A 13,731-nucleotide genomic window follows, 5' to 3' on the forward strand; every position below is an offset into this window, starting at 1 on the left:
AAGTTTAAAAAGCATTTTCATCCCCTTTCAGGGTTACAATCACGGTTAATACACAAATCTTAATGTCTTTTATGAGGCTCCAATTTTGCAAATAATCGATATCAGCCTTTACTCTTCGCTGCATATCTGAGACCTTTTTGGTTTCGCCTCTATAACCTGAAACCTGGGCCAAACCGGTAATTCCGGGTTTTACAAAATGGCGCACCATAAAATTGTTAATCTGTTCGTTGTAGTCCTGTGTATGCTTGAGCATATGAGGACGAGGTCCTACTACACTCATGTTTCCTAATAAAACATTAAAAAACTGAGGCAGTTCATCAATACTAGTCCGTCTAATAAATTTTCCTATGGGAGTAACTCTTGCGTCTTCTTTTTGTGCCTGCAAACTATCACTTTGAGTATTGACAGTCATGCTTCTGAATTTGTAACACCAAAAAGCTTCATTCTTTTTTCCTGTTCGAAGCTGCTTGAATAAAACGGGGCCTTTGCTTTGCTTTTTGATTATGATCGCCATTAACGGATACAGCCACGACAATATAAAAACCAGTACTGAGAAACTAAAAACGATATCGAATATACGTTTGACTAATCGATTGTATGCGTTTTGCAAGGGTTCGTGTCGGGGACGTATAACATGAAAGTTTTCGAAATTAGAACTGCTAAAAGAGGACTTTGAAATCGTAGACAGATCAGGAACAAATTTCAATCGCAGACAATATCTGTCTGCCAATTCAAAATAGCTGTTCAGGTCATTTATAAATTGTGGTTTTACTACAATATACAACTCCTGAATACCGTTTCCTGAAGCTCGCAGAATAGCATTTGAAAGCGCTTCTCCAAAAGTTGATTTATCTGTAAAACTCTCTTCGTTGATGTCATTGATAATTCCGGGAAAATCATAAAAATAAGCGTTGCTCTCCAGTTTTGAGGCTAATTGTATACTTGTGGTATTAAACCCCCAAATGGCTACTATAAAAGGCTTTTTTATGAACTTTTTAATGTTATTTAAAACCAGCGTAAAAATAATTCTTGACACTAAAAGATAAAGAAGTAAATAGCTGAATTGTAATAAATTGGCACCTATTGCCAATCGATACTCACTGGCGCCCTGAAAAACAAGAAGATAAACCTGCCATAAGATACACTGACTTAGAAATACACGCCAGCTGTTGCGATAAAAAGTAGTCAGGCTAAAAATAGTATCGAGCCGGTACAAATTAAAATACAACGCTGCTAATAACCAGCCCACTATAGCAAAAAGATAGCTGTTTTCAACAACAAAAAGATTCCACTGTACAGAAGCTTCTTCTGTAAAATTGAAAAAGAGAAAGATCCCTCCGATTATCGCAAAAAAATCAGATAGGATACTGCAAAAAATAAAAGTAAATTTATGTCTGTTACGCATTTTTACTAAATAATAAGTTGATTTTTTGAATTAAATGATACACGAAGCAACCCAAAATACCTCCTGAAATTCCAAAGAAAACATCCATGAAATCAGGTTGGCGCGTTGCTATAAAAAATTGCCCACCCTCTGCCAGACAAACCACCAGAGTAATTATTATTAAGGTTTTCAATCGAAAAGGAGATCTGTTTACAGAACCGGAAACAGTAGAAAGTCTTTGCCATACTTCTAATAAAAAGCCCAGGACTACAAAAGGAACCGCTGTTCGCAAATTATAGTACTCATTGCTCCATTTCCTGATCCAGAGCGGTAAATACGTTTCGGTTTCCAAGCCCGGATTATGAATCCATGAGTAATAAAAAATACTACCAATACATCCCAGCAAAAAAATAATAATGGTACTTTTTTTCCATCCATTTTTTGTTTTCATTCTATGTTAATCGGGTAATTGAAAAATTAGTTGATATACTGTTTAAGGGCTAATAATTTCTTTAGAAAAACAGCTCTGAATGCTGATAAACCATGATGTTTATAGATTCTATAATCTTCATGCAATACCTCGAAAGCTCTTTTATAAGAAGTGCTTAATCCGCCCATTCTCATTTTTACAACATAAGTTCTGAGGTAGTCTAATTTGATCTTGTTTACAAACAAATAGCGAAGCAGAAATTCTGTATCTGAAGCTATTTTAAAGTTTAGATCGTAGCTTCCTAATTTATCGATCACAGATTTCCTGAAATACACCGTTGGGTGCAAAGGCAGCCAGCCTGTTTTTAGTTTTTCAAAATCGTACTCTCCTCCTATCCTGTTACGGACCACTTTTTCCTCAGCATCGTTACTAACGTATATACCGTCTCCATAAACTCCTTCAATTTGTGCATTACTCTCAAAAGCATCTACAATTTTATTCACCACAACAGTATCATAAAACTCATCATCAGAGTGCATTAAGCCTATAATATCTCCTGTAGCCATTTTCAAACCTTTATTGATAGCGTCATACATACCTTTATCCGGTTCTGAAATATATTGACTGATTTTATCCGAATATGCCTGAATAATACCTTTTGTACCATCAGTCGAATTTCCGTCGATTAGGATGTACTCGATATTAGTATAGTTCTGATTCAGAACACTTTCTATACATTGGGCAATAGTTTTTTTTCTATTGTAGCAAATCGTGATTATAGAAACTTTCATAAATTATATTATTATTAATGTGTTGGTTGCTATTAGTATAGCACATGATCAGAAATAAATTAAGCAATAAAAACAGTTACAGACTATTACTCTCAACCATCCAGTCTACTGTTATCTTAGTGCCTTTACTTCTGGATACTGGCAAATGAGGAGCTAACTTTTTAATCTCAGATAAGTCAAAAAAATTATCTGTTGTCATGTTTTTCAATCGAAAGCTGGTCATGGGAAATTTAATCCTGATTAATTTCAGGCAATCACCAAACAAAGCGGTCATTACAAAAACGGAATAGGGCACATTATGGATTTTTATACTTTTAGTAGCCGCAATTTCATCTGCCCAGGACGTAATATCATACGGTTCATAATCGCCTAGATAAAATATTTTCTGGTCTACTTGATCTTTCTCTGAAGTAATAATTGACAGTAATTGATAAATAAAATTATCGATATAACCATATGTTTTTTTGCACGCTTTACTGCCCATATGAAAGTACTTTCCGGAAAGCACTATTTTAAAAAACAGATTGTAAGGCTCGTCAAAATAACGACCCCAAATAGAAGTTGGCCTTACAATAGTCCAGGTATATTCAGGATTCCAGTTGGTTATGGTTTTCTCCGTCAGCACTTTACTTTCTCCGTAAATCGTATGAGGGGCAAAATCATTAAAGTCCTGAGGTACATATCCCGGTCGGCAAACATACATAGACGAAGCAAAGATTACTTTTTTTAGATTTTTTAATTTATCTAAAACATAAAGCAGGTTTTCTACACCACCAATATTAGCATCATAATCTTCTAATGTTTTACCGTTTAGATCTGTTCTGGCTCCTAAATGAATTACATACGCCGGATCATAGGAAAGTATGACACTTTCTAACTCTTCCCTATTGCATAAATTTACCTTTTGATAAATCTTATTATGTTCCTTCAGCTTAGGTTCTTTACTATCAATACTTACTACCTGATGATTATCGTTCAGTAATTTAGTAATCAAATTCGTCCCTATAAATCCTGATCCTCCGGTAATTAAAAATTTGGCCATTTTTATATTTTTATATTCTGTCTTTTATCGCAATAGCAGGGGTTCCTACACAAATTTTACCACCAGGCATACTTTTTAATACTGAACTTCGGGCGGCAATTATAGATCCTTTGCCTATGGTTACGCCCGGAGCAACATAAACATCGTTGGTAAGCCAGCATTCGTCTTCGATGACTACCGGTTCTGAAAAAATATCAAAAGAAACTTTATCATATTCGTGTCCTCCTGTATTGATATAGACTTTATGTGCTAAGGCAACATGACTTCCTATTTTTATTTTGCCTAGACTGTACAAAACATTATCCTCGCCTATCCAACTATAATCTCCAATCTCAATATTCCACGGATACGTAACCTTAACAGTAGCTCTTAGTAATACCCCTTTTCCTATTTTTGCGCCAAACATCCGAAGAAGAAAACGGCGCCATCCGTAAAAAAACTGAGGAGATAATGCAAACAATGTTCCTTGTACAATCCACCATAATTGTACTGTAATTTTAGATTTTCCGCGAAATGTTTTGGGTACTGAAAATTCTTTTAAATCCTGATAAATCATTTAAATAAGTGATTTTAAAACTTGGTTTAATCTTTGGGCAGTGCTTTTTACATCAAAATATTTTTGATAGAGTAAAAATGCATTTTTGCCCATTTCTGTTTTTTCGTTTTTGCTCAATGCTTCCCATTTTTTTAAGACTCCAAGAACACCGTTAAAGGTATCGGCACTCACAAATCCGCCACCGCCATCTTCGATCTCTCTGTAAATATTAACCTTATCCGTTATTAAAACTGCTTTTTCGCAAGCCAGTGCTTCGACAATTGCAATACCAAAATTCTCCTGATGGCTTGGTAGTAAATACGCCTGACAATTGTAGAAAGCGCCCCATTTTTCATCTCCCTGCAACATTCCCGAGAAATGAATTTTCGGATTATTGGCTGCCATTTTTATCATTTCCTGTGCGTAGGCAGACTCATTTGGTCCTGCAATTACTAATTCCGGAAGAGCGGGATTATTTATAGAAAGTTGGTTGTAAGCCTGAATTAACAAATCGACTCCTTTTTTTTCGTGAATTCTGCTCAGAAAAAGCCAATATTCCTTTTGTAATAATCCAGGGCATTTTTTATAAAAAGCAGTACTAAATTCTGGCTTTCTAACTGGTGGCGCCTGAATTCCGTAGCTCACATTAATAGCCTTTTTAGGGTTATATCCTTCAAAAGTTGTTGCTGCCAGCTGTAATTCTTCCTGACAGGTATAAAAAATGGCATCTGCCTGATTAATACATTTTTTTTCTATAAAAAACCAAACCAACTCGTTGCGTAATGCCTTCCATTTTCTGTCGGCCGCTGTCTGAAAATAAGGGTCTAGCATACCATGCGGCATAATAATCACTTTTGGAGCTTTTTTGTAAGACTTCTTTAAAGTATTAATCGCCTTGTAAACCATTAAATTATAATGCTGCCAAAGTCCATGAACCATTACAACATCGTAACCTAAAGCATTTTTTATGAGCCAATCGTACAACAAGGGCTGATATTGATAAGACGTTTTCCCTTTTCCTATTTTATGAATAATAAAATCATCTTTTGTGGTGTATTCTTCCTCTGCATCATCCAAACATACTACTTCGACCTCTGTGCCTAATTGCTTAATAAAAGGATTTACATTACGTATTCCCTGACACGGACCTCCACTTTTTGGGTTCATGGAGGTGATAACTCTGAGTACTTTCATTTCTGGTTTATGGTTGTTTGGTTTATATCAATACTATAAATTTTACACACCTTAATTATCTTTAATAAAGCATTTTATAAACATTTATATATTGTATTACTTTAATATATTCTGATATTGTTTTTCTAATTCATTCAAAAACAAATCAGTATCAAATTTCTTAATCGATTCTAATCCTGTGGCAATACATTCCTGTCTTTCGGCATCCGAAAGATTTACTATTCTGGTAATTTGACTGGAGGCTTTTGCACTCCATTCTTCAGCTAAAACCCACTCAAAAGGGCGTCTCTCGACTAGAAAAAAATCAGCAAAACCCAGAATCTCTGTCATTGGCGCTCTGTTGGTGGTAATTACCGGACAGCCGCATGCCATTGCTTCTGCTATTGGCCAGCCAAAGCCTTCGTCTAGAGACGGAAACAACAAGCAAGTTGCTCCGGAATATGCCGCATTAATATATTGATCCTCGAGCCCTGTTACGAAATGAATGTCTTTTTTGTACAAAGATTTTTCATATGCTACTTTTAGCTTGTCCACAGGTTTTGCGCCTACCAATAAAAGTGGTAAAACGACATCTGTAGTGGCTCTCCAGGCATCGTAAATTTCAATTACGCCTATCCTGTTTTTATAAAACTGATTGCCGCCAACGTGCAGAACATAGCCTGCAGATAAATCAATATTCAAAAAATTATCCAGAGAATTACGGGATGAATGAGCGTTTAAGACTTTAAACTCTCTGTTTAAACCATTATAACAAACTACTGATGATGTAATATTGCCTTCGTGGAGTTCATGCAGATCTTCCTGAGTTTTTTTTGATATGGATATAAAGTGTTTTCCTTTAGAAAATCCTTTCCTGATAAAATCCTGATAGATTTTTCCGGTTCCACTAGTAGGATTTTCCGGAACATTTCCTAAAGCTGAATTCAGTGCCAAAAAATCATGGCAATGAATAATATGCGGCTTTGTTTTTACTAATGGTACCCATGGACCTAAAGCCTGATCTGCAAAGACAAAAATTGTGTCCTTAGAACATTTCTTTAATCTCGATTTTACCTTTAAAGGAAAAACAAGATACTGATCGATATAACCCAACCATTTTTTAATGGGAGAAAATGGTAATTTATAAAAGAAAGGCTCCGGTTTCCAGGTTAGCACTTCGTAGCCTTTTTGCTGCATACCATCTGCTAGCATTTTTGCATATCTGGGCATACTTTGTGATCCGACAAAAGCAGGATGGGTAAATAACACTATTTTCATGATGATATTGTCTATAGCTTTATTTAGTTGTAAATAGCTATTTTTATATGGGTTAAAACCAATTTCTTAAAGCAAAGATTTAATGAGTTATTATGGAGTACTTTTAATGCTTTGATTATTTACTACGGCTTTTCATTTTATTCTGAGCATACAAGTTTTACTTAAACAAATAGAGATTTCTTCGCATGGTAACTTTGTATATTTTATCTGAGTGAAACGCTTTTTCCGTTCAGCAACAGCTATGTCTTTATGTGTTTAAACCAATTGCATTGCGCAAATATTTGATCACTTAAAACGGTCTCTGATATAATTCTCCTTTTCTTTTTTTTGGTATTTGTATCAGTTTAATCAAGAAAACCAATATCCAAAAAGTAAAACATTGCTGCCAAAATCCTCGTAATATATATGCCAGCGGAACAATGCAACTAATAGAATTCCGGAAAATGCCCAGGAAACCAAATATATTTATTAGCCCGAGTGTAGAGAATAATATTGCACCATTTTTGAATAACACGAGGCTATCCATCAAGGTAAAGGAGGCAAATAATAACACAAACACAATTGGGAAACACCAATAACCAAATGTTGCTAAGCCATCTCCTACCAGACTTGTAACGCGGAATCCGCCTAACGCAGAAGGCGTATGTGTACCGGTAAAATAAAGTTTATCGCCCGGAGAATATTGCAGTTCTTCTTTATCAACAACAATTCCCAACGCGGATAAAAATGGAAGCGGATAAATAGCCAATGTCTTTTCGAAAAAACTCTTTTGCATTTTCTTATTGTTATATCCAATCTTATTCGCATAATATAAGGTCTGATCGACAACCCTTGCATTCCCATATCTGTTAATCATGAAATTATTCAAATAGGTTTCGTCCCAGCCCCTGCTATAGCTAAAAACATTGTCCTGTACTTCTATCGAGGTATTTCTAAGCTTATTCATCAGCTTGTCATTTTGCATGGTCTCAATTGTGTTGTCCAGAAGTTCGCTCCGACTAACGTCATTACGAATTTTTCTATTGGCAAGCATCGCTAAGGAAACATCAGATAAAAATCCTAATCCAAAAAATATAAAAAAGACGATTGTTCCAATTTTCCAGGGCGAAAGAAGGCTAAAAATAGAAATATTATCCTTTAAGAGGTAAAGTATAAACAATAACAGCATCGTAAAGATGGGATAAATCATCTGCTGACGGCTGTTTGCGGCAAAACTCAGTACAAACGTTAACGAAGCATAAATCACCACAAGATTACTGCGGAGTTTATTGTATGGAAGTCCCGATAATGTGGGGAAAAACATAATTATAGGAGCATATTGCAGGTATACTAATCCTTCGAGAAACTTGTTTCCCGCGTCTCCATATTGTACTTCGTTGACCACAGCAAGACTTTTTATCCTTGCCAATAAGCCTATTAATCCCAAAATCCATAATGTAGAAGGTTCTGTTTCGAAAAAATTAAGTTTGTATAAAGTACGCTGTATGATATTATTAGTCCTTCTCTTTTTATACACTACTGCATAAAACGCTAATGAAGCAACCATAAAAATCAATGTCTGATAAAAGAAAGTTTCATAAGGATTCTGAAAACCATATGTTATGGGTTTTGACTCTATCAATGTTGCCGGCAAAGGAATAAAGCTTGCCAGAAAAATAGACGAAAATGCCAAAAAAGAAAATGGATGTTCGAGTATGATTCTCTTTTTAAAGAAAAAATTACGAAAGATAAGCCAGACTATTACTGTCATAACGCAACCCGAAAAATTATGCCATGACGGAAAGAAAAATATTTCGCCAATTACAGAAAGTAATACTATAACATCAATATATTTACTCACTGATTTCAAAGCAGTTCCTTTCCTTCGTGTTTCTGTGTTATCACTCATTATTTACTACAATTTTCAACATTGTTTTTATTGATTCTTCGTTAGAATATCCAGAAGTTTTACACCTCAGTATTCCACCTTCGACTATGCGTTTGCGTTCTTCTTCATTACTCAGATAATAGCGGCATTTTTCTAACAGTTCCTCATCATTAGAGAAAAAAACGGCTTCTTTATTTTCGCTAAACAACTCCAGATGTTCCGTTGTTCTCTCTGCCAGCATAAAACCGCCACAGGCAGGAATTTCCATTGTTCGGGAAGTTTGGGTATCAGAATTCATTTTTCTTAAAAAGCACAGGGATATTTTAAATGCCTGCAATGCCTTAGAATAATCTTCTGAATAAATCCCGGGTGCTATTTCGAGATTTTCAGTTTTATAGTCATTCCATTTTTTATCACCAAAAACCTTAACTTTTATTCCATTCTTTGCTAAATACAAAATACTATCGCAACGCTCCTTTTCCCAGGCGCCAATAAATCCAACATCGCCGCCTAATCGCTGAATTTCATTTTCGCTAAGATTTCGCGGATAATGAAAAGTTTGTTCGTAATGCTTGTTCGTAAATGCTGTTTTTCTGGCACCAAGACGCTGCATGTCCTGAAGAATATAGGATTTGGTTGTAAAGTGTATGTCATAAAGCGGAATACAATTGAGATAATTTTGACTCTGATTGTGTCGCAATGCCATATTATCCGGCGAATAACTAACAATCTTTGCATTGGGCGATAACTTCCTGATATACCTCAATGTTTTGCTGTTTATCGTAACTCCTTTGTCTATCCATACAATGTCATAAGGAGATTTGACAGCCTTACTTATAAACTCTTTTATTTTTTTGTTGGCAGATGAGTTATCCGGTAATCTGATCGGCAGGCCATATTGAAACAACCGATAAGCAATTCGAAACCAGATCGAAATGGGTTTTATACGTGTATTGACCACATCAATTTCGTCTGAAATCTTTTCTAATGCCCAATGACGGTGCAAGCATGTATTCGACAAGCCTGACATGGTTCCTATAGATAATATCTTCACTTTAATTTATGTTTTACAACTACTTACCTATTGATAAAAGAGGAATCAGTTTTTTAATTGCTTCGTGCTTTGTTTTCTTCTATTAAAAATTTTATATCGCGAACAAATTCATCAGTCAAAGCCTTACTTTCTTCTAATGCATCAGGATAAATTACTGCCTGAGAGATATCTTTAGCCAAATCTCCTGAGAACAAAACCGGCGGATATTTATAAAAATCGTACTTCTCTGATCTTGGGGCAAAAAGTACACATTTCTTTTTCATTAAAATGCTCCAATAAACGGCATGGTAACTATTGGTTAAAACAACTTCAGAACTCCCAATAAATTCAATCATTTCCTTTAATGAGGCACTGTTGGTAATTTTATCAAACTGATGTATTTCCTGAGGAAGATGGTGCGGAACATCTTTATGTGCCACTACTCCAATATTTCTTTTGATGGGATAATCTTCGTTTAATTCCGGTAAGGCACAAGTTGCACAAGGCACATAACGGAAATCCTGGTATTCGAAATCACGAACCGCCACCAAATCAAAAGCTTTAAAGTCAACTTTTTTATTGAGGTTCTGTTTTGAATTTGAGTTGAATCCTGCGGACCATACCACTGCTTTTCCTGCAATTTTTGCTGCTTTATTGATGTTGTAATTCCACTCAGCCATAGCGTTTAGCAATCCGCCGCCACCTACAAGTATAACATCATTTTCTTTGATCAATGCAAAATCAACTTTATTGACATCGTGAACGATACATTTGTAATGGTTAAATTCCTGAAGAAAATACTGATAATAACCACAAACCTTATCTCCTGTATTATTGGTAATATAGCGGTGTATAAAATGAATAGTAGGCGTTGCTGTGGCGTAATTGTCGTTTAATGTTTTTGTCGTATATTTTTTTCCGGTTCTCCAAATCTGTAACCTGGTAAATAAATCGTACTTATTTACTAAAAGCCTGTATCTCTTTTTGATTGACATTTTTAAGGGTATTTTAATTCGCTTCTTTTCCTGTAATTAGTTCGCAGTAAAAGTTGCTTTACTTTTTTTTAGAATAAATTTTGCCTGATCCCATAATCCTGCGTACATTTCTTTGAAGCTGATATTAAGGAACTTATTATTGTTCCTGAGTGTATACACAAAAAGAGCAAATTCTGTGAGTACAAGCGCCAAAGGAATCAAATTCATATTGGGTTCTATTTTAAGAAACACATAACACAATACTACTCCGGCAATCTGCGAGAGCAGAAATACGATCGTAAAGCGAACGTGTGTGTTGGTAGAAAGCGGAATCACACTTGACAATCCTGAAAGGCACGAAATCAGGAGTACAAACAACATCCCGATAAAGAAAACCTCATTGAATACTATCGCATGTTTTGTCCACTCGAGATAAATAGTTTTTCCTGTAAACAGCAGTATAACAATACAGAACAAAGTGGCTACAAATGTAATTACCAGTGATTTGTTGTAGATATTCAATATCGTTTTATAGTCTTTTCTGCCGTAAGCTGCACATATTTCAGGATTGATCGATGTCGATAACATATTCATCATCTGACGAAGAAAATTAACCAGCGTTCTTGTTGTAGTAAAAACAACTAAAAAAGCACCACCTAAAAGTATATTAACTACAAATACCATCCCCTGACTGGAAACGGCCTGCCCCAACGGAAAAAACATAAAGGCAAGAGACGGTTTCATAATCGATTTGAAAACTGCTCCGTCAAAATTGCGCAGGTAAAGCCCTGATGCAAATGTTTTACTGGAACTCAAATGCTTGAACAAAATTCCTGCTAAAGAAGGAATCACGTATATGGTAAGCATTAAAATGATATCCATTTTAAAAAAGATCCCGCAAAAAAGTATCACCAACTCGGCCATACGTATCAGGTTATCTGCGACTATGACAACATGGGTTCGCGATGTAGCCCTGAAGATACCGTGATACACTCTGCCGTACATCATGGCAAAAACTTCGCACAAAAGTAAAACAAAGGCAACAGAGGTTTCTTTTTCAGTAAAATGTTCTACACCAAGCATTCCTTTGAAGCCCCAAAGCGCATAGATCAAACCAGATATTAAAATAAACACACCAAATACAGCTAAAACAAATAAGAAAGCATTGGTTTGTAATTTTAAGCAAGTATCGTAATCCTTTTGGTTGTATTTGATTACGAATTCATTGTTGCTTGCCCGGTTGAGCCCCATATCAGTCATCGCAAAAAACGAAGAAAGCGCCGTAATTAAGATCCAATCAGCATATTTATCGATTCCCCAGTACATAATAAATAAAGGAACCATGGCGATCTGGTTCATAAAACTAACCCCCATCCCGAATATACTTGCCGCGAAATTTTTTACTATTGACTCATAGACTGACATAATTGTACATAATTTTAAGATTTTAATAGATGAGAGCTGCTGAAATAAAATGTTCCTATACAGTCAGAAAAGAACAAGCAGACCCAAAGAATACGGTGTACTTACATCTTACTATAAGTACATCAGCTGCAAGCATTAACACGGTTTTAATTATACCCCAAAACAATTAAAAGAAAATTAGATACTACTATTAAGAAGATTGATCTTTTGTGTCAATGATAAGAGATTCCGCAGTCAATGGGTCTTTCATTGTTCTGTCTAATGCTGTAATCAGCTATGGTTATTGTGGTTTTTTGTAATATTGAAACGGGATTTTAAAACTTAATACGGGAGTATTTTTTAGTACATTGATCAATTAACTAAATTAAATGTTTCATCAAAATACACCCGTAAATCATCTCTATATCCCCTTTTTGTTTCGAGACAGTCCAATACTCCGACGTTTTTTATATTCCCAAACTTATTGACGAATTTAGGACAGTGATTGCAAATTAATAACTGAATTCCGTGCGTGTATAACCTTAACAAATCGATCAGGTCATCTTCAGAATAAAACACAAAAACAATCAGCGAAAGCTCTGTGTTTATTTCATTTCCATAAATAATCGCCTTTTTATTGCCCGTGAGAAATTTGATGTCTTTGAATTCATATTTTAAAAATCTCGAAAAATAATGAAAGTCATCAAAAACCAATACTTTACTTTGATCCATATTTTTTAATTTTAAAAATTAATGTTTCATTAAAAATATTTGAAACTATTATTACTACTTCAACTGCTTTTCTAAGATGAAAAAATAAAAATTCAGAATTATTTACTTCCTGACATTTTTGAAATCAGACTAAAAAGAAACTTTTTTTACGTTGTCTACATTGGCCAAAAACCAGTTGTATGTTTCCTCAATTCCTTCTTCTAAGGCGATCTGATTTTTCCATCCTAATTGGTTCATTTTAGAACTATCCATTAGTTTTCTTGGTGTTCCGTCCGGTTTTGTGGTATCCCATATAATTTGCCCTCTGTGTCCCACAATTTGCTGTATTGTCCAGGCCAGTTTTTCAATACTCAAATCCTCACCCGTTCCTACATTGTACAAATAATAAGGAAGTTGATTTTCTAAAGCAAACACAACCGCCTGTGCCATATCATCTACAAAAAGAAACTCCCTCATTGGCGTTCCTGTTCCCCAAAGGGTTACAGCCGAATGATCGTTTTCTTTAGCCTCATGAAATTTGCGTATCATAGCAGGTAAAACGTGAGAACTCGTAAGGTCAAAATTATCATGGATTCCGTAGAGATTCGTTGGCATCAAACTCACGTAATCTTTTCCAAATTGTTTTCGGATAGCTTCACAAGATTTAATCCCTGAAATCTTGGCTAAAGCATACCATTCATTAGTTGGTTCAAGGGAATCTGTCAGTAGATATTCTTCTACCAAAGGCTGCGGTGCCATTTTAGGATAGATACAAGAACTTCCTAAAAAAACAAACTTCTCTATTCCTGCATGTAAGGCAGTATCAATAAGGTTGTTCTGGATCTGCATATTCTCCATAATAAATTGATATGGGTAATCTTTGTTTGCCAGAATCCCTCCTACTTTTGCTGCCGCATCGATAATGGCATCCGGTTTTTCTTTGGCTATAAATGTTCTGACAGCTTCCTGATTGCGCAAGTCTAATTCCTGACTTGACTGACCAATCAGATTCGAATATCCTTTCTTTTCTAATGCTCTCCAAACTGCTGAACCTACCATACCACGATGTCCGGCAATATATATTTTTGCTGTTTTATCTAAACCCATTT

General features: G+C 35.3%; 13 protein-coding genes. All 13 read right to left on the reverse strand.

The genetic code is table 11. The features are described 5' to 3' along the window. Positions 1-4: 4 nt before the first annotated feature. The 13 genes from ACQKCJ_RS21770 to ACQKCJ_RS21830 all read right to left on the reverse strand — a co-directional run bounded on the left by ACQKCJ_RS21770 (position 5) and on the right by ACQKCJ_RS21830 (position 13,729). Positions 5-1,405, reverse strand: a complete 1,401-nt coding sequence (locus ACQKCJ_RS21770; RefSeq protein ID WP_271337317.1) for an exopolysaccharide biosynthesis polyprenyl glycosylphosphotransferase — start codon at positions 1,403-1,405, stop codon at positions 5-7. Beyond that, the gene (locus ACQKCJ_RS21775) at positions 1,398-1,835 is read right to left on the reverse strand and encodes a VanZ family protein (RefSeq protein WP_271337318.1); all 438 of its coding nucleotides are present in this window, start codon (positions 1,833-1,835) and stop codon (positions 1,398-1,400) included. The genes ACQKCJ_RS21770 and ACQKCJ_RS21775 overlap by 8 nt, the downstream gene beginning before the upstream one ends. A 26-nt stretch (positions 1,836-1,861) precedes the next feature. Further along, positions 1,862-2,605, reverse strand: coding sequence for a glycosyltransferase family 2 protein (locus tag ACQKCJ_RS21780; protein WP_427402910.1), 744 nt, complete (start codon positions 2,603-2,605; stop codon positions 1,862-1,864). Positions 2,606-2,681: 76 nt separating this feature from the next. After that, a complete protein-coding gene (locus tag ACQKCJ_RS21785) occupies positions 2,682-3,647 on the reverse strand; it encodes an NAD-dependent epimerase/dehydratase family protein (RefSeq protein WP_427402911.1) in 966 nt (321 codons plus the stop codon). A 10-nt stretch (positions 3,648-3,657) separates the two neighbouring features. Beyond that, the gene (locus tag ACQKCJ_RS21790; protein ID WP_427402912.1) at positions 3,658-4,203 is read right to left on the reverse strand and encodes a WcaF family extracellular polysaccharide biosynthesis acetyltransferase; all 546 of its coding nucleotides are present in this window, start codon (positions 4,201-4,203) and stop codon (positions 3,658-3,660) included. Then, a complete protein-coding gene (locus ACQKCJ_RS21795; protein WP_427402913.1) occupies positions 4,204-5,376 on the reverse strand; it encodes a glycosyltransferase in 1,173 nt (390 codons plus the stop codon). Between the two features lie 96 nt (positions 5,377-5,472). Then, positions 5,473-6,633, reverse strand: coding sequence for a glycosyltransferase (locus ACQKCJ_RS21800; RefSeq protein WP_427402914.1), 1,161 nt, complete (start codon positions 6,631-6,633; stop codon positions 5,473-5,475). A gap of 289 nt (positions 6,634-6,922) precedes the next feature. Then, the gene (locus ACQKCJ_RS21805) at positions 6,923-8,521 is read right to left on the reverse strand and encodes a hypothetical protein (RefSeq protein ID WP_427402915.1); all 1,599 of its coding nucleotides are present in this window, start codon (positions 8,519-8,521) and stop codon (positions 6,923-6,925) included. After that, positions 8,514-9,554: a CgeB family protein gene (locus ACQKCJ_RS21810; protein ID WP_427402916.1), complete on the reverse strand. Its 1,041-nt coding sequence runs from the start codon at positions 9,552-9,554 to the stop codon at positions 8,514-8,516. Before ACQKCJ_RS21810 ends, ACQKCJ_RS21805 begins: the two co-directional genes overlap by 8 nt. 53 nt (positions 9,555-9,607) lie before the next feature. Continuing rightward, on the reverse strand, positions 9,608-10,528 hold the full coding sequence (locus tag ACQKCJ_RS21815; protein WP_427402917.1) for a polysaccharide pyruvyl transferase family protein: 921 nt from the start codon (positions 10,526-10,528) through the stop codon (positions 9,608-9,610). A 36-nt stretch (positions 10,529-10,564) separates the two neighbouring features. Further along, positions 10,565-11,932 (reverse strand): lipopolysaccharide biosynthesis protein, encoded by a 1,368-nt coding sequence (locus ACQKCJ_RS21820; RefSeq protein WP_427402918.1) that lies wholly within the window; start codon positions 11,930-11,932, stop codon positions 10,565-10,567. Positions 11,933-12,283: 351 nt separating this feature from the next. Beyond that, positions 12,284-12,643, reverse strand: a complete 360-nt coding sequence (locus ACQKCJ_RS21825; protein ID WP_271337328.1) for a hypothetical protein — start codon at positions 12,641-12,643, stop codon at positions 12,284-12,286. 129 nt (positions 12,644-12,772) lie between these two features. Further along, complete coding sequence (locus ACQKCJ_RS21830) at positions 12,773-13,729, reverse strand: GDP-L-fucose synthase family protein (protein ID WP_427402919.1); 957 nt, start codon at positions 13,727-13,729, stop codon at positions 12,773-12,775. Positions 13,730-13,731 lie beyond the last annotated feature (2 nt).

The organism is Flavobacterium sp. NPDC079362 (assembly GCF_050267765.1).
GTDB lineage: Bacteria > Bacteroidota > Bacteroidia > Flavobacteriales > Flavobacteriaceae > Flavobacterium > Flavobacterium azizsancarii.